General features: G+C 68.3%; 15 protein-coding genes and 2 tRNA genes. 12 read left to right on the forward strand and 5 right to left on the reverse strand.

Annotated elements, in window-relative coordinates:
* Nucleotides 1-14 precede the first annotated feature (14 nt).
* Nucleotides 15-1,184, forward strand: a complete 1,170-nt coding sequence (locus tag ACH4YL_RS34590; protein ID WP_398511476.1) for an amidase — start codon at nucleotides 15-17, stop codon at nucleotides 1,182-1,184.
* Here the strand turns inward: ACH4YL_RS34590 and ACH4YL_RS34595 are convergent.
* Both ACH4YL_RS34595 and ACH4YL_RS34600 read right to left on the reverse strand, forming a co-directional pair.
* Nucleotides 1,181-1,450, reverse strand: a complete 270-nt coding sequence (locus ACH4YL_RS34595) for a DUF397 domain-containing protein (protein WP_398511477.1) — start codon at nucleotides 1,448-1,450, stop codon at nucleotides 1,181-1,183. The genes ACH4YL_RS34590 and ACH4YL_RS34595 overlap by 4 nt on opposite strands.
* Nucleotides 1,410-2,258 (reverse strand): helix-turn-helix domain-containing protein, encoded by an 849-nt coding sequence (locus tag ACH4YL_RS34600; RefSeq protein ID WP_398511478.1) that lies wholly within the window; start codon nucleotides 2,256-2,258, stop codon nucleotides 1,410-1,412. The genes ACH4YL_RS34595 and ACH4YL_RS34600 overlap by 41 nt, the downstream gene beginning before the upstream one ends.
* A gap of 152 nt (nucleotides 2,259-2,410) precedes the next feature.
* On the opposite strand from ACH4YL_RS34600, the gene ACH4YL_RS34605 reads away from it, so the two are divergent.
* The 3 genes from ACH4YL_RS34605 to ACH4YL_RS34615 all read left to right on the forward strand — a co-directional run bounded on the left by ACH4YL_RS34605 (nucleotide 2,411) and on the right by ACH4YL_RS34615 (nucleotide 4,090).
* Nucleotides 2,411-2,779 carry an ATP-binding protein gene (locus ACH4YL_RS34605; protein WP_398511493.1) on the forward strand — a complete coding sequence of 123 codons (369 nt, stop codon included), beginning with the start codon at nucleotides 2,411-2,413 and terminating at the stop codon, nucleotides 2,777-2,779.
* Between the two features lie 75 nt (nucleotides 2,780-2,854).
* A complete protein-coding gene (locus ACH4YL_RS34610) occupies nucleotides 2,855-3,607 on the forward strand; it encodes an ABC transporter ATP-binding protein (protein WP_398511479.1) in 753 nt (250 codons plus the stop codon).
* A gap of 30 nt (nucleotides 3,608-3,637) precedes the next feature.
* The gene (locus tag ACH4YL_RS34615) at nucleotides 3,638-4,090 is read left to right on the forward strand and encodes an HD domain-containing protein (protein ID WP_398511494.1); all 453 of its coding nucleotides are present in this window, start codon (nucleotides 3,638-3,640) and stop codon (nucleotides 4,088-4,090) included.
* 4 nt (nucleotides 4,091-4,094) lie between these two features.
* Here the strand turns inward: ACH4YL_RS34615 and ACH4YL_RS34620 are convergent, their stop codons facing one another.
* Nucleotides 4,095-5,273: an acyltransferase family protein gene (locus ACH4YL_RS34620; protein WP_398511480.1), complete on the reverse strand. Its 1,179-nt coding sequence runs from the start codon at nucleotides 5,271-5,273 to the stop codon at nucleotides 4,095-4,097.
* Nucleotides 5,274-5,693: 420 nt separating this feature from the next.
* Here ACH4YL_RS34620 and ACH4YL_RS34625 point away from each other — a divergent pair, with 420 nt between their 5' ends.
* Nucleotides 5,694-5,888, forward strand: a complete 195-nt coding sequence (locus tag ACH4YL_RS34625; protein ID WP_398511481.1) for a hypothetical protein — start codon at nucleotides 5,694-5,696, stop codon at nucleotides 5,886-5,888.
* 69 nt (nucleotides 5,889-5,957) lie between these two features.
* Here ACH4YL_RS34625 and ACH4YL_RS34630 read toward each other — a convergent pair.
* A tRNA-Gly gene (locus tag ACH4YL_RS34630) sits at nucleotides 5,958-6,028 on the reverse strand.
* A 153-nt stretch (nucleotides 6,029-6,181) separates the two neighbouring features.
* Between ACH4YL_RS34630 and ACH4YL_RS34635 the strand changes: the two genes are divergently transcribed.
* From ACH4YL_RS34635 to clpX, 5 genes are all read left to right on the forward strand, one after another.
* A tRNA-Pro gene (locus ACH4YL_RS34635) sits at nucleotides 6,182-6,258 on the forward strand.
* A gap of 198 nt (nucleotides 6,259-6,456) precedes the next feature.
* The gene (gene tig, locus ACH4YL_RS34640; RefSeq protein WP_398511482.1) at nucleotides 6,457-7,860 is read left to right on the forward strand and encodes a trigger factor; all 1,404 of its coding nucleotides are present in this window, start codon (nucleotides 6,457-6,459) and stop codon (nucleotides 7,858-7,860) included.
* A 254-nt stretch (nucleotides 7,861-8,114) separates the two neighbouring features.
* Nucleotides 8,115-8,732, forward strand: coding sequence for an ATP-dependent Clp protease proteolytic subunit (locus ACH4YL_RS34645; protein ID WP_398511483.1), 618 nt, complete (start codon nucleotides 8,115-8,117; stop codon nucleotides 8,730-8,732).
* A 60-nt stretch (nucleotides 8,733-8,792) separates the two neighbouring features.
* Nucleotides 8,793-9,467, forward strand: coding sequence for an ATP-dependent Clp protease proteolytic subunit (locus ACH4YL_RS34650; protein ID WP_398511484.1), 675 nt, complete (start codon nucleotides 8,793-8,795; stop codon nucleotides 9,465-9,467).
* Nucleotides 9,468-9,612: 145 nt separating this feature from the next.
* Nucleotides 9,613-10,896, forward strand: a complete 1,284-nt coding sequence (clpX, locus tag ACH4YL_RS34655) for an ATP-dependent Clp protease ATP-binding subunit ClpX (protein ID WP_398511485.1) — start codon at nucleotides 9,613-9,615, stop codon at nucleotides 10,894-10,896.
* 69 nt (nucleotides 10,897-10,965) lie between these two features.
* Here clpX and ACH4YL_RS34660 read toward each other — a convergent pair whose 3' ends face one another.
* Nucleotides 10,966-11,913, reverse strand: a complete 948-nt coding sequence (locus ACH4YL_RS34660) for a hypothetical protein (RefSeq protein WP_398511486.1) — start codon at nucleotides 11,911-11,913, stop codon at nucleotides 10,966-10,968.
* 137 nt (nucleotides 11,914-12,050) lie between these two features.
* On the opposite strand from ACH4YL_RS34660, the gene ACH4YL_RS34665 reads away from it, so the two are divergent.
* Both ACH4YL_RS34665 and ACH4YL_RS34670 read left to right on the forward strand, forming a co-directional pair.
* Nucleotides 12,051-14,672, forward strand: a complete 2,622-nt coding sequence (locus ACH4YL_RS34665; protein ID WP_398511487.1) for a valine--tRNA ligase — start codon at nucleotides 12,051-12,053, stop codon at nucleotides 14,670-14,672.
* 212 nt (nucleotides 14,673-14,884) lie between these two features.
* Nucleotides 14,885-15,939 (forward strand): bifunctional folylpolyglutamate synthase/dihydrofolate synthase (locus ACH4YL_RS34670; protein ID WP_398511488.1); only part of this gene is annotated, 1,055 nt, incomplete at its 3' end.

Genomic DNA, 15,939 nt, shown 5'->3' on the forward strand with positions numbered 1-15,939 from the left:
CGATGCTCGGGCGCATGGCGACGACGGACACAGCAATCTGGCGCGAACGCGGCAACCCTCTGGTCGCGGGCTCGGGCAGCGGTCCGCTCCACGGCGTACGGCTGGCCGTCAAAGACGTGCACGCCGTCGCCGGACACAAGTTGGGCGCGGGCAACCCCGCCTGGCTCGCCGACGCTGAGCCCCAGCCCGCACACTCCTGGGCCGTACGCGCCCTGCTCGACGCGGGCGCGGAGATTACCGGGATCGCGCAGACCGACGAGTTCGCCTACAGCCTCAACGGCACCAATGCGCACTACGGCACCCCGGTCAACCCCGCCGCCCCCGGCCACGTCCCCGGCGGCTCGTCAAACGGACCGGCCGTCGCGGTCGCCCTCGGCCAGGTCGACGCCGGTCTCGGCAGCGACACAGCAGGTTCGATCCGCGTGCCGTCCTCCTACTGCGGCCTGTACGGCCTGCGCCCCACCCACGGCGTTGTCCCCGCCACCGGAATGCTGCCGCTCGCTCCGTCCTTCGACACGGTTGCCTGGCTCGCGCGGGACGCGCACATGCTGGCGCGGCTCGGCGATGTGCTGCTTCCCCAAGGTGGCGACGAAGCCCCGTTCCGTACGGCCCTGGTGGCAGCGAACCTCGTCGCGCTCGCCGACGCGGGCGTACGGGACGCCTTCCGCCCGGCAGCGGCGGCACTGGCAGAACGGCTGGGCCTGCGCATGGAGGAAGTACGGTCCCTGGGCGGCGATCCGGCGGAGCGGGCCGTGGCTTTCGCGACAGCCCAGGCGGCGGAGGTCTGGGAGTGCGACGGTGAGTGGGTGAGCGCGCATCCCGGCACGCTGGGGCCGGGAGTTGAGGCCCGGTTCGCCCGAGCGGCGGCGGTGACGCCCGACGAACGGGCAGGAGCGGAGTCGATGGTCCACCAGATGGGCCGCGACTTGCGCGCGGCGATCCCGGACGACGCGGTGCTCCTCCTGCCCGCCGCGAGCGGGCCCGCGCCGCTGATCGACGAGGACCCCGAACGCAAGGCCGCGATCCGGCAAGGCACCTTCCGCCTCACCTGCCTGGCGAGCGGCGCGGGCCTGCCGTGCGTGGTGCTGCCCCGGATGGCGGTGGACGGACTGCCGGTGGGGCTGGCGGTGATCGGCGGCCGCGGGACGGACCGTGCGCTGCTCGCGTTGGCGGGAGTTGCCTAGTTCTTCGCGGCGAATTCGACGAACGCGGCGAAGGTCGCTGCCGCGACGGTGAAGGCCGGGCCCTCGGGGTTCTTGGAGTCGCGGACGGCGACGGCGGCGGGGCAGGCGGCGACCTCGACGCACTCGCCTCCGCTGTCGCCGCTGTACGAGGACTTGGTCCACGTGGCGTTGCCGAGCGTGGCGCACTCGACGCAGTCGCCGCCGGTGTCCCCGCTGTAGCTCGACTTACGCCACAGCGCGCCCGTCAGCTTCTGGTTGGTCTGCATAACGCTCCTCCATTACGCGGGCGATCAGCGCCGCCGAATCGTCCAGAGAGAGCGCGGCGGCCTGCAAGTGATCGTAACGGAGCGAACCTTCCCTGAGCGCTTGCGAGTTGGCGGTCATATGCCCCTGGAGGAAGTCCTCGGTGTAGACGAGGTCCGGGTCGTCATCGAACCGCAGGATGTTGAACGACCCCATCAGGCCGGTGTGCGCACCAGCGGCGAACGGAAGGATCTGCACCTTCACCCACTCCCGCTTGCGCAGCTCCAACAGGCGGTCGAGTTGCTCACGCATGACCTTCCGGCCACCGGTCTCCTGGTGCAGTACCGCCTCGCTCAGTACCACCCACATCAACGGCGGAGAGTCCCGCTCCAGAATCCGCTGGCGCTCCATCCGGGCTGCCACGCGTGCGTCCAGATTCTCCTCAGTCCGTACGCCTAGTACGGCCCGCGCGTACGCCTCCGTCTGGAGCAGGCCGTAGACCAACTGCGCCTGGAAGGTGGATAGATACGTAGCCCGCGACTCCAGGTCCGCGTACGGCTGGAACCACGACGGGAGTTGGCTTCGCAGCACCAGCCCCACCAGCCGGGACAACGCCCCTTCCGTCCCCAGCGCCGCGTCAACGCGCTCCGAGAACTCCCTGGTCGGAACCTTCCGCGCCGTCTCGATCTGGCCGACCAGCGAGCCGGTGCAGTAGATGATCCCGCCCAGCTGCTTCTGGTTGAGGTCGGCCGCCTCGCGTAACCGCCTCAGTTCCGCGCCGTAGTAGTCGAGCGGGGACGCGCTCGGGTCCAGGTCTCGGATATGGGTCATGACTTCCCCCAACGGTGCACAGGGTTGCTCACAGGGCGTAGTCGAGCGTAACCGTGCGGCACCAGGCTTGGCAGCGGAAAAGACCAACTTGCCCTGCCCCACCGGGAGTTATCGTGCACCAGATCGATACCGAGGCGACTGCCCAGTACTGCATGAGTTTCACCGTGGGTGAGCACTCGGCGCGGCATCTCCGCCGGATCGTGCGCTCGTACCTCCGCCAGTGGGAACTGGGCGAGCTGACCGACGCGGCCGAGCTGGCGATCACCGAGCTGCTCGCCAATGTTGTTCGGCACGTCCCGGACAGACGGTGTGCGCTGCTGATCCTTCGCGTGCCGTCGGGCGTACGGATCGAGGTCTGCGACGACGCGCCGGGTCTGCCCGTCCTAGGAGAGCCGGGAGCGGAGCTCGACGAGGGCGGGCGCGGGCTGTTGCTGGTCGAGGCGGTGACCGACCGCTGGGGTGTCGTGCCGCATGCGCAGGGCGGCAAGACGGTCTGGTTCGAGTGCGACCCGAAGCCGTAGCGGGGGTTGTCCCCACCTCGGATCCGCCAGCAGCCGCCATGGCCGGGTCAGGTACCCGCTCCGTAGGTTCGAGTCATGGAAGACATCACGGTCGAACTCCACGACGTACGCCGCCAGTACGGCAAAGGCCCCTCCGCCGTCCACGCTCTGCGTGGCATCGACATCGCACTCGCGCGCGGCAGCTTCACCGCGGTCATGGGGCCGTCCGGCTCCGGCAAGTCGACGTTCCTGCAGTGCGCGGCGGGTCTCGACCGGCCCACCAGCGGATCCGTACGCCTCGGCGGCACCGAGATCACCGGCATGAACGAGAACAAGCTGACCGTGCTGCGCCGCACCCGACTCGGATTCGTCTTTCAGTCCTTCAACCTGCTGCCGTCGCTCACGGTCGAGCAGAACGTGCTGCTCCCGCTGCGGCTGGCCGGCCACCGCGCCGACCGCCGCCGGGCCGCGGACGTACTCGGCAAGGTCGGCCTCGCGGACAAGGCCAGGCGGCGTCCGGCGGAGCTTTCCGGCGGTCAGCAGCAGCGGGTCGCGATCGCCCGTGCTCTCGTCACCCGGCCCGATGTCGTCTTCGCGGACGAGCCGACCGGCGCGCTGGACACGACCACGGCGGCCGAAGTCCTGGCTCTGCTGCGGTCCGCCGTGGACAGTCTCGGCGCTACGGTCGTCATGGTCACGCACGACCCGGCGGCCGCGGCGTACGCCGACCGCGTGCTGTTCCTCGCGGACGGCTCGATCGCGGACAGCATGCCGCACGCGAGCGCGGCGGAGATCGCGGCGCGTATGACCGCTCTGACCGCACCTGCTTTCGCCGGATCAGCCGTGTGACTTCGGCGGCGTAAAGTCTCCGGCATGCCCATGCCGGAGAAGAGCCTGACGCTGGCGGAGGTCGAGGCCATCGCCCGCGAGGCGCACGAGGGCCAGACCGACAAGGCGGGCCGCCCGTACGCCGAGCATCTCGCCGCCGTCGCCGAGGGAGTACGCGCCCGAGGCGGCAGCGACGAGCAGATCGCCGCGGGCTGGCTGCACGACTCGGTGGAGGACGACGCGCTCAGCCGTGACTGGCTGGACGCGGCGCCACTGCCCCAGCCGGTCAAGGGCATGGTCCTCGCACTCACCAAGCGCAAGGGTGAGCCCCTGGAGGACTACACCGCCCGCATCCTCGCCACGCCGGGCGCCCGCCTGGTCAAGGAGGCGGACCTGGCCCACAACGCGAACCCGGCCCGCCTCGCGGTCCTCGACGAGCCGACGCGGGTCCGCCTGACGGCCAAGTACGCAGAGGTCCGCCGCCTGTTGGGCCTGCCGGTCTGACGCGTCAGCGCTTCGGGCCCAGCTCCGTCACATCACGGCGGAAGGCCCACGCCATCTCCGGCTCTGTCACCACGCGCAGCGCGCGCCGAACCGGTGGCGTACACATCAGCGTCACCGCCGTCGCCGCGACCACCGTCACGACGATCTCGCCGCCCGGGGTGCTCAGCCACTCGTTGGCCGTGAACACATGACCGTAGTCCGCCGCCTTGATCAGCAGACCGTGCAGCAGATAGCCGCAGATCGTCCCCGCGCCCAGCACGGTGAACCATGTCCGCTTGCGCGGCACCCACGCGAGGAACCCGGCCGTCAGCAGCACACCGCACCCGAAGAACGCGAGCGTCATAACGATCCCCGACCACCACGGCACACCGAAGTCCTGTGTGCTGCTCGATCGGTAGAACCAGCCGAGGTCCATCCGCGGCGCGGCCCAGTACGCGAACACCGCGGCACCCGCGAACAGCGGCAGCGCCAGCAGCCGCACCTCGCGCCGTCGTACGAGCTGGAAGTGCTCGGGCTTGAGGACCAGTCCCAGCACGAAGAACGGCAGGAACTGCAGCACCCGCTGGAGATTGAGGTCGGCCCCGATGTTCGGCGTCAGCGCGGCGAGCGAGGCGAGCGCGAGCGCCACCGGCAGCGGCCAGCGGATCAGCCGCCACAGCGGGGTCGTCAGCCGCCAGATGAACAGCGCGGCCAGGAACCAGGTCAGATAGAACGGGTCGAGCAGACTGATCGGCTGCTCGGGCGCGTCCTGTGCGTACCGTCTGAACAGGGAGTACACGACCTCGAAGACGACATACGGCAGGGCGATGCCGGTCAGCATGCGTCTGAGCTGGTCGGGCCGGCCGGTGTAACTCCGCGAGAAGTAGCCGGAGATGAGGATGAAGGCCGGCATGTGGAAGGTGTAGACGAGCATGTACAGCGCCTTCGAGGCGCGGCTGCCCTCCATCACCGGCTCCCACGCGTGCGCGACCGCGACGAGCACGATCGCCAGATACTTCGCGTTGTCGAAGTACGCGTCACGCGCCGTGGACTTCGGGGCGGTCCTGGCGGTTGTCCCGTTGGCGGGTTTCTCGGCGGGTGTCAGCGTGGCCGAAGTGGCCGACTTGGACGTCGTTGGGACGGGCTCCTGCTCCCGGGCCTGGGGGAGCGGGGCCCTGCTATTTCCATGTGGAGCGTGGAACATTCGAGGCACCCTAGCCTCGCGGTTGGATTTCGTAAAACCCTCTCCGTGCTTCTCCCATTCGAATCTGAAACAGCCGCCAACCGCCCGCTATGACCCCATTAGTCCGTCTTAAATGGGGCAAACCACCCCGCAGTTGTGGTCGCGTGAATTAACTCACCGTTTGGCCTCGAATTTCTCGTGACCGACATGTGGGGGCGTGGAAACGATCAGATCCAATTCCGTGCGCCATTTCACTCCCGCGGCCGACCCGCGCCCGCACCGCCCGGCGCGCGGCCGTGCGGATGGCGTGATCCTGCCGTCGACGATTCGTCAGGGAGCGGCATGCATCGGCCCGTTGGTGGCACCATGGTCAAGGCGGGGGTGTGCTGGGTCGCATGTCCCCGGGCCGGCAAGGTGGACCGACCGAGGGTGTGATCAGTTGTGGCCATTTCACTGTCCGTGGTGCTGATGTTGGCGATCATCCTCGTGGTGCTGATCCGCGGCGGCTCGATCAAGACCGGACCGGCCATAGTCGCGGCCCTGTTCGGCTTCTTCCTCGCCTCGACGGGCATGGCGCCGTCGATCAACAGATTCCTCAACTCGATAGCCGACACGATCAACCAGATCAGCTTCTGAGTTCGGCCGGTAAACGACTCAGGCCCGGCTCGCGCGGACAACGCACGAGCCGGGCCTGAGGCCGAACAGAGCGGGCGACGGGAATCGAACCCGCGTAGCTAGTTTGGAAGACTAGTGCTCTACCATTGAGCTACGCCCGCGAGGACCGCACCGCAGGTCACGTGGGCCGCGGTACGAAGAGCATCGTAGCGGGTCCCGGGCCGCACCCGCACACCCCATTGCGCCGGACCGATCACCCCGAACAATGCGGCAGCCGCATGGCCTGCGGGCATGTACCCTACGTGTCGCACCGACGGGGTGTGGCGCAGCTTGGTAGCGCGTCCGCTTTGGGAGCGGAAGGTCGTCGGTTCGAATCCGGCCACCCCGACCATCATCACGATCGCTCTTCAAGATCACATTGTGGGGCCCATCCTGCTTGCGGCTACTATGCAAGCTGCGTGCCCGTGTGTCCGACGAGTCCGGCGAAATGCCGGCGAGTGGGACGGAGCGCCGGGCCGAATCCGCTGAGCCGCCTCCAGTGCGGCGGACGCAGCAGAACCCCAGAATCAGCCATCAAGGAGACCGAACCGTGAAGAGCGCCGTGGAGACCCTGAACCCGACCCGGGTTCGGCTCACTGTCGAGGTGCCCTTCGAGGAGCTCAAGGACAGCCTCGACGCGGCGTACAAGAAGATCAACCAGCAGGTCACGGTCAAGGGCTTCCGCAAGGGCAAGATCCCGGCCCGAGTGATCGACCAGCGGTTCGGCCGTGGTGCGGTGCTGGAGGAGGCCGTCAACGACGCCCTCCCGAAGTTCTACACCGAGGCGGTCAACGAGGCGGACCTCAACCCCCTCGGCCAGCCCGACGTCGACATCACGGAGCTGAAGGACGGCGAGACGCTGGCCTTCACCGCCGAGGTCGACATCCGCCCCACCATCGAGATCCCGGACTACTCCGGCATCGCGGTCACCGTCGACGCCGTCGAGGTCACCGACGAGGACGTCGAGAAGGCCGTCGAGGATCTGCGTGGGCGCTTCGCCTCCACCACCCCGGTCGAGCGTGCCGCCGCCGACGGCGACATCGTGACGATCGACCTCGAGGCCAAGGTCGACGGCGAGGTCCTCGAGGACGGCGTCGCCAGCGGTGTGCAGTACACGATCGGCTCCGGCGAGCTGCTCGACGGCATCGACGAGGCCGTCACCGGCCTGGAGGCCGACGGCGAGGCCACCTTCACCTCCCAGCTCAAGGGCGGCTCCGCCGAGGGCAAGGACGCCGAGGTCACCGTCAAGGTCACCGCGGTCGCCTCCCGCGAGCTCCCCGAGCTCGACGACGACTTCGCGCAGATGGCGAGCGAGTTCGACACCCTCGAGGAGCTCCAGGCGGACAGCCGCAAGCGCCTCGAGAACATGAAGCAGTACGACCAGGCCACGCAGGCCCAGGAGCGCGTCCTGGACGAGCTGCTGAAGCTGGCCGAGGTCCCGATCCCCGAGAAGCTCCTCGAGGACGAGATCAACACCCGCAAGCACAACCTTGAGCACCACCAGCTCGGTCAGATGGGCATCGACCTCGGCAAGTACCTGGAGATCCAGGGCAAGACCGAGGAAGAGTTCGACACCGAGACCAAGGAGCAGGCGGTCAAGGGCATCAAGACCCAGTTCCTCCTCGACGAGCTCGTCAACAAGGAGAAGCTGAACGTCAACCAGGAGGAGCTCACCGAGCACCTCATGCGGCGTGCCGCCTCCTCGGGCATGAGCCCGGACCAGTTCGCCCAGGCTGTCGTCGAAGGCGGCCAGGTGCCGATGCTCGTCGGCGAGGTCGCCCGCGGCAAGGCGCTCGCCGTCGTCGTCGAGGCCGCCACGGTCACCGACACCAACGGTGAGGTCGTCGACCTCGAGGACGACGAGGACGAGACCGAGAACGCCACGGAGACGGTCGAGGCCGTCACCGACCCGGAGGCCGAGCAGGCCGAGCCCGCGGAGAAGAACGAGGCCTGAGCCCCGCGCTGAGCCTTACGCCGGGCCCCGGACGCACCATGCGACCGGGGCCCGGTTTCGTACTTGTGCACGTACTGACAGATGTACTGACAGACCCGCTGACACCTTGCGCTCCGAGCGAACAGTTCGGGAACCGGGATGGCGTTGTCCGACCTGCGCGTTAGGGTCCATGAATACGAGGGCAGGGTCGTACCCGCCCCCAGCAACAAGACGCTGAGACGGCCGTAGCCGTCAGAGACGAGCAGGTGGAATACGTGACGAATCTGATGCCCTACACCGCCGCTGAGCCGTCCCTCGGTGGTGGCCTCGGCGACCAGGTCTACAGCCGACTGCTCGGCGAGCGCATCATCTTCCTCGGCCAGCAGGTCGACGACGACATCGCCAACAAGATCACCGCACAGCTGCTGCTCCTTGCCGCCGACCCGGACAAGGACATTTACCTGTACATCAACAGCCCCGGCGGCTCGGTGACGGCCGGCATGGCGGTCTACGACACCATGCAGTACATCCCGAACGACGTGGTGACCATCGGCATGGGCATGGCGGCCTCGATGGGCCAGTTCCTGCTGACCGGCGGCGCCGCCGGCAAGCGCTTCGCGCTGCCGAACACCGACATCCTCATGCACCAGGGTTCGGCCGGACTCGGCGGCACCGCCTCCGACATCAAGATCCAGGCCGAGTACCTGCTCCGTACGAAGAAGCGGATGGCGGAGATCACCGCGCTGCACTCCGGACAGACCGTCGAGACGATCATCCGTGACGGTGACCGCGACCGCTGGTTCACCTCCGACGAGGCCAAGGAGTACGGCCTCATCGACGAGATCATCTCCGCCGCATCGGGCGTTCCGGGCGGCGGCGGCACGGGCGCCTGAGCCGCGCGCCGTACCGCACCCAGCCCGAGCCCGCAGAACGCCACGCAGAACGCCACCAGGATGGTGAACACCCACATGACCGACTTCTCCGCCAGCGGCCTCTACACCGGCCCGCAGCTGGACAACCGATACGTCGTCCCGCGCTTCGTCGAGCGCACCTCGCAGGGCGTGCGCGAGTACGACCCGTACGCGAAGCTCTTCGAAGAGCGCGTGATCTTCCTCGGCGTGCAGATCGACGACGCCTCCGCCAACGACGTCATGGCGCAGCTGCTGTGCCTGGAGTCGATGGACCCGGACCGCGACATCTCGATCTACATCAACAGCCCCGGCGGCTCCTTCACCGCGCTGACGGCGATCTACGACACGATGCAGTTCGTGAAGCCCGACATCCAGACGGTCTGCATGGGCCAGGCGGCCTCCGCCGCGGCCGTGCTGCTCGCCGCCGGCACCCCCGGCAAGCGGATGGCGCTGCCGCACGCACGCGTGCTGATCCACCAGCCGTCCTCGCAGACCGGCCGCGAGCAGCTCTCCGACCTGGAGATCGCGGCCAACGAGATCCTGCGCATGCGCGAGCAGCTGGAGGAGATGCTGGCCAAGCACTCCACCACGCCGATCGAGAAGGTCCGCGACGACATCGAGCGCGACAAGATCCTGACCGCCGAGGACGCACTTGCGTACGGCCTCGTCGACCAGATCGTCTCGACCCGTAAGAGCACGGCCGCAGCGGCCGCCTGAGGGGTACGGCGCCCTTGGCGCGGTGCACGACAATGTGAACCGCGCCAAGGGGGGCCCGAACGAGGGGCCCAGCAAGGTACCGTCGGATATGAGGCACCAGGAGCCGGCTGAACCAAGCTGCTCCCAGGCGAAGGGGAAGCACCTCGTGGCACGCATCGGTGATGGCGGCGACCTGCTCAAGTGCTCGTTCTGCGGAAAGAGCCAGAAGCAGGTGAAGAAGCTCATCGCAGGGCCCGGTGTGTACATCTGCGACGAGTGCATCGATCTCTGCAACGAGATCATCGAGGAGGAGCTCGCAGAGACCTCCGAGGTGCGGTGGGAGGAACTGCCCAAGCCGCGCGAGATCTACGAGTTCCTCGAGGGGTACGTCGTCGGGCAGGAGCCCGCGAAGAAGGCCCTCTCGGTAGCGGTCTACAACCACTACAAGCGCGTCCAGGCCGGCGAGAACGGCGGCGCGCAGAGCCGGGACGACGCGATCGAGCTCGCCAAGTCCAACATCCTGCTGCTGGGCCCCACCGGCTCCGGCAAGACACTGTTGGCCCAGACCCTGGCCCGCATGCTGAACGTCCCGTTCGCCATCGCCGACGCGACGGCGCTCACGGAGGCGGGCTATGTCGGCGAGGACGTCGAGAACATCCTGCTGAAGCTGATCCAGGCGGCCGACTACGACGTCAAGAAGGCCGAGACCGGGATCATCTACATCGACGAGATCGACAAGGTCGCCCGTAAGAGCGAAAACCCGTCGATCACCCGGGACGTGTCGGGCGAGGGCGTCCAGCAGGCCCTGCTGAAAATCCTGGAGGGCACGACCGCTTCGGTGCCGCCGCAGGGCGGCCGCAAGCACCCGCACCAGGAGTTCATCCAGATCGACACGACGAACGTCCTCTTCATCGTCGGCGGTGCCTTCGCCGGACTGGAGAAGATCATCGAGTCGCGCGCGGGAGCGAAGGGCATCGGCTTCGGCGCGACGATCCGCTCGAAGCGCGAGATCGAGGCGAGCGACCAGTTCCAGGAGGTCATGCCGGAAGACCTGGTGAAGTTCGGCATGATCCCGGAGTTCATCGGCCGCCTCCCGGTGCTGACGTCGGTCCACAACCTCGACCGCGAGGCGCTCCTCCAGATCCTGGTGGAGCCGCGCAACGCGCTGGTGAAGCAGTACCAGCGGCTGTTCGAACTCGACGGCGTGGAGCTGGACTTCGACCGCCCGGCCCTCGAGGCCATCGCCGACCAGGCGATCCTCCGCGGCACGGGCGCGCGTGGCCTGCGGGCCATCATGGAAGAAGTCCTGATGTCGGTGATGTACGAGGTCCCGTCGCGCAAGGACGTGGCGCGGGTCGTCATCACGGCGGACGTGGTGCACAACAACGTGAACCCGACGCTGGTGCCGCGGGTCGTGAAGAACGAGGGCCGCCACGAGAAGTCGGCGTAGCAGCCAGGACATACGAAGGGGCGCCCGGCCAACTGGCCGGGCGCCCCTTCGTGTTGGAGCCTTTGAGGATCAGACCTTGGTGCGCGAGGTCTTGTAGAGCTTGGCCGCCAGCGCGGCGACCTCGTCCTGCGACGGGCCCTTGCCGCCGGTCATCATCGCGCCCATGTCGAAGGACGTGACCGCACCGATGGTGCTGTAGTCGGCCCACGCGCAGATCGGGGTCTCGAAGTCCTTGGCGGCGGCACCGGACGCGCCCGAACCGGCCTTCGTCTTGATGTTCTGGCACTTCATCAGAGCGCCCTCGAAGCCGTCCGGCGTCACCGAGGTGGGGCTGCCGACGAGGGTGACCTCGTCCTTCTTGTCCTCGGCGTCACCCTTCTTCAGGGTGTCGAAGTAGCCGTCGAGCGCCTTCGCCGGGTCGTCCACCTCGCCCCACAGCCCGCTGAGGCTCATGATCTTGCCCTTCAGCGGCTCGCTGTCGGTGCCGGCCTTGTAGTTGGCCCCGACCTGCTTGGGGTTCTTGATGCCGATCGCTTCGGCTTCCTTCTTGTCCTTGTCGGTCATGGTCTCCGACTTGTCGGCGCCCTGCTTCTTGTAGTCGTCGACCGCCGCGGCCGGGGTGAGCTTGTACCCCTTCGTGTCGTCCGCGACATCGCTGTTGCCGCCACTGCCGCCGAGCAGGAAGTAGGCGCCGCCCGCGATCACCGCGAGCGCGACGACCACAGCGCCCACGATCAGGCCGGTCTTCTTCTTCGGCGCGGCCGGCGGGGGCGGGACCTGGCCGCCGCCGTAGGGCTGCTGGCCGTACTGCGGCTGCTGACCGTACGGGCCCGGCTGCTGCGGCTGACCCCACTGGTCCTGGGGCTGCTGCTGCGGAACGCCCTGCGGGGCCTGCTGCGGGTAGCCGTAGCCGGGCTGCGGGGCCTGCGGCGGCTGCTGGCCGTAGGGTCCCGGCTGACCGTACGGTCCGGGCTGCTGAGGCTGTCCGCCGTACGGGCCCGGCTGGTTGTAACTCATTACTGGGTTCCCCTCCAGATACTTATGTGGTCCGAACATCCTGGCCCAAGCACCAACGGATTGGGGCGGCGGGGGTCACACCGTTACCGAACAATCGAGTTTCTGTGCGGGCCCTTGACACCTCTAAACTGACCCTCGTGACCGAGAACACTCAGCAGCAGCCAGCCAGCAACCCCGAACTGCCGACCCAGTATGCGCCGGCCGAGGTAGAGGGGAAGCTGTACGAGCGCTGGGTAGAGCGCGGTTACTTCACGGCGGACCCGAAGAGCGAGAAGCCGCCGTACACGATCGTCATCCCGCCGCCGAATGTGACGGGCAGCCTGCACCTCGGGCATGCCTTCCAGCACACCCTCATGGACGCCCTCACCCGCCGTAAGCGGATGCAGGGCTATGAGTCGCTCTGGCTGCCCGGCATGGACCACGCGGGCATCGCCACGCAGAACAAGGTCGAGCAGCAGCTCGGCGGCGAGGGCAAGTCCCGGCAGGACCTCGGGCGCGAGGCGTTCGTCGAGCGCGTCTGGCAGTGGAAGGAAGAGTACGGCGGCAAGATCCTCGGCCAGATGCGCCGGCTCGGCGACGGCGTCGACTGGAGCCGCGAGCGGTTCACCATGGACGAGGGCCTGTCCCGGGCCGTCCAGACCATCTTCAAGCGGCTCTACGACGACGAGTTGATCTACCGCGCCGAGCGCATCATCAACTGGTGCCCGCGCTGTCTCACCGCCATCTCCGACATCGAGGTGGACTACCAGGACGACAACGGCGAGTTGGTCTCGCTGAAGTACGGCGAGGGCGACGAGACCGTTGTCGTCGCGACCACCCGGGTCGAGACGATGCTCGGTGACACCGCGGTCGCCGTCCACCCGGACGACCCGCGGTACGCGCATCTCGTCGGCAAGCGGATCAAGTTGCCGCTGACCGACCGTACGATCCCCGTCGTCGCCGACACGCATGTCGACCCGGAGTTCGGGACCGGCGCGGTCAAGGTGACCCCGGCGCACGACCCGAACGACTTTGCCATCGGCCAGCGGCACGGGCTCGAGTCCCTGACGATCATGGACGAGCGCGCCGTCATCACCGCGCACGGGCCCTTCCAGGGGCTCGACCGGTTCGAGGCGCGGTCGGCGATTGTCGAGGCGCTGCGCGAGCAGGGCCGCATCGTGGCCGAGAAGCGGCCGTACGTCCACTCCGTCGGCCACTGCTCCCGCTGCAAGACCACCGTCGAGCCCCGTCTTTCGCTGCAGTGGTGGGTCAGGGTCGGCCCGCTGGCGCAGGCGGCCGGCGACGCGGTCCGCGACGGGCGGGTCAAGATCCACCCGCAGGACATGTCGAGGCGCTACTTCGACTGGGTCGACAACATGCACGACTGGTGCATTTCCCGCCAGTTGTGGTGGGGCCACCGGATCCCGGTCTGGTACGGGCCGAACGGCGAGGTCGTCTGCGTCGGCCCCGACGAGCAGCCGCCGAGCGGTGAGGGCTGGACTCAGGAAGCCGATGTCCTCGACACCTGGTTCTCCTCCGGCCTTTGGCCGTTCTCCACGCTCGGCTGGCCGGAGCGTACGCCGGACCTGGAGAAGTTCTACGCCACCGACGTCCTGCTCACCGGCCACGACATCATCTTCTTCTGGGTCGCCCGGATGATGATGTTCGGTCTGTACGCGATGGACGGCGAGCCGCCGTTCCACACCATCGCGCTGACCGGTCTCGTCCGTGACGAGCACGGCAAGAAGATGTCGAAGTCCAACCCCAACTCCGTTGACCCGCTGGACTGGATGGACGCGTACGGCTCCGACGCCGTCCGCTTCACGCTGGCCCGCGGCGCCAACCCCGGTGCGGATGTGCCGATCGGCGAGGACTGGGTCCAGGCCTCGCGGAACTTCGCCAACAAGATCTGGAACGCGACCCGCTTCGCGCTGATGAACGGTGCGACGGTGGAGGGCGAACTGCCCGACCCGGCGCAGATGTCGGCCACCGACCGGTGGATCCTCTCGCGCCTGAACACCGTGGTCGCCGAGGTCGACGCGTACTACGACGATTACCAGTTCGCGAAGCTCGCGGACTCGCTCTACCACTTCGCGTGGGACGAGGTCTTCGACTGGTACGTGGAGCTGTCCAAGACGACCTACTTCGCGGGCGGCGAGCAGGCCCGCATCTCCGGTCGCGTCCTCGGCGAAGTCCTCGACGTCACCCTCCGACTGCTCCACCCGATCGTCCCCTTCGTCACCGAGACCCTGTGGACCACGCTCACCGGCAAGGAGTCCGTCGTCATCGCCGACTGGCCCGCCGACAGCGGCTTCCGGGACAAGGCGGCCGAGCAGGAGATCGAGCTGGTCCAGCGGGTCGTCACCGAGGTCCGCCGGTTCCGCAGCGACCAGGGGCTGCAGCCGGGCCAGAAGGTTCCGGCCCGGCTGACGCTGGACGGGACCGCGCTGGCTCCGCACGAGGCCGCGATCCGGCAGTTGCTGCGGCTCCAGCCGGAGGGCGAGGAGTTCAGCGCCACCGCGACGCTTCCCGTCGCCGGGGCCACGGTCGCGCTGGACCTTTCCGGCACGATCGACGTGGGCGCCGAGCGCAAGCGGCTCGCGAAGGATCTCGCCGCGGCCGAGAAGGAGAAGGCCCAGGCGCACGGGAAGCTCGGCAACGAGGCGTTCCTGGCCAAGGCTCCGGACAACGTGGTCGACAAGATCCGTACACGGCTCGCAAAGGCCGAGGAGGACATCGCGCGGATCACCGCGCAGCTGGAGCGCCTGCCGCAGGAGTAGCGGCGCAGGAGCAGCGGAAACAGACACGGCTGAGGCCCCGGGTACGTCCCCGGGGCCTCAGCTGCGTACCGGCGAAGAACTGGTGGAGACCATGGGCGGCACGCTGGCCGCGAGTGCCGCGGCGGACACGTACGAGGTGCTGGCGCTGCTGCCCGCCGGGCTCGGGCGGTAGGGGTCGGGGGCCTGTCACTCCTCGTCCGTAGACTGGGGCTGTGACCGAGCAGCCTGACCCTTTTGACGAGATCGTCGACGCCGAGACAGACCGAGACCCCGACCTGGCGGTGATCGAGGCCGGCAGCCGCACGCTGCGTACCCGGGCCGGATCGCCGCAGCCGGACGCCGTGCCCGCCAGGCCCGCGGACCCGGAGGTGGACAAGGCGCTGCGCGCGGTCGAGGCGGACCTGGCGACGCGCTGGGGCGAGACCAAGCTGGAGCCTTCGGTCGCCAGGATCGCCGCGCTGATGGACGTGCTCGGCGAGCCGCAGCGCGCGTACCCCTCGATCCACATCACAGGGACGAACGGCAAGACGTCCACGGCCCGCATGATCGAGGCCCTGCTCGCCGCCTTCGATCTGCGCACCGGCCGCTACACCTCGCCGCATGTGCAGTCGATCACCGAGCGGATCAGCCTGGACTCCGCGCCGATCGACGCCGAGCGCTTCATCGCGACGTACGAGGACATCAAGCCGTACATCGAAATGGTCGACGCCGCGCAGGAGTTCCGGCTCTCCTTCTTCGAGGTCCTCACGGGCATGGCGTACGCCGCGTTCGCGGACGCGCCGGTGGATGTGGCGGTCGTCGAGGTCGGCATGGGCGGCAGCTGGGACGCGACCAATGTGATCGATGCGGGCGTCGCCGTGATCATGCCGATCGATCTGGACCACACCGACCGGCTCGGCACCACGCCGGCCGAGATCGCGGTCGAGAAGGCCGGCGTGATCAAGCAGGGCGCGACGGTGATCCTGGCGCAGCAGCCGGTGGACGCCGCGCAGGTGATGCTGAAGAAGGCCGTCGAGGTGGATGCGACGGTGGCGCGCGAGGGCATGGAGTTCGGCGTCGTCTCGCGCGAGGTCGCGGTCGGCGGACAGCAGCTGACACTGCGCGGACTCGGCGGCGAGTACGAGGACATCTTCCTTCCGCTGCATGGCGCGCACCAGGCGCACAACGCGGTGGTGGCGCTGGCCGCGGTCGAGGCGTTCTTCGGCGTCGGCGCCGATCACGCCAGGACGCTGGACATCGACACGATCCGCAAGGCGTTCGCCGCGGT

It is taken from the genome of Streptomyces sp. NPDC020681 (assembly GCF_044334895.1).
Lineage (GTDB): Bacteria > Actinomycetota > Actinomycetes > Streptomycetales > Streptomycetaceae > Streptomyces.

Coding starts and splice junctions, on each gene's coding strand:
- ACH4YL_RS34590 (WP_398511476.1), top strand. CDS start 15: ATGGCGACGACGGACACAGCAATCTGGCGCGAACGCGGCAACCCTCTG.
- ACH4YL_RS34595 (WP_398511477.1), bottom strand. CDS start 1,450: ATGCAGACCAACCAGAAGCTGACGGGCGCGCTGTGGCGTAAGTCGAGC.
- ACH4YL_RS34600 (WP_398511478.1), bottom strand. CDS start 2,258: ATGACCCATATCCGAGACCTGGACCCGAGCGCGTCCCCGCTCGACTAC.
- ACH4YL_RS34605 (WP_398511493.1), top strand. CDS start 2,411: ATGAGTTTCACCGTGGGTGAGCACTCGGCGCGGCATCTCCGCCGGATC.
- ACH4YL_RS34610 (WP_398511479.1), top strand. CDS start 2,855: ATGGAAGACATCACGGTCGAACTCCACGACGTACGCCGCCAGTACGGC.
- ACH4YL_RS34615 (WP_398511494.1), top strand. CDS start 3,638: ATGCCGGAGAAGAGCCTGACGCTGGCGGAGGTCGAGGCCATCGCCCGC.
- ACH4YL_RS34620 (WP_398511480.1), bottom strand. CDS start 5,273: ATGTTCCACGCTCCACATGGAAATAGCAGGGCCCCGCTCCCCCAGGCC.
- ACH4YL_RS34650 (WP_398511484.1), top strand. CDS start 8,793: ATGGTGAACACCCACATGACCGACTTCTCCGCCAGCGGCCTCTACACC.
- ACH4YL_RS34660 (WP_398511486.1), bottom strand. CDS start 11,913: ATGAGTTACAACCAGCCGGGCCCGTACGGCGGACAGCCTCAGCAGCCC.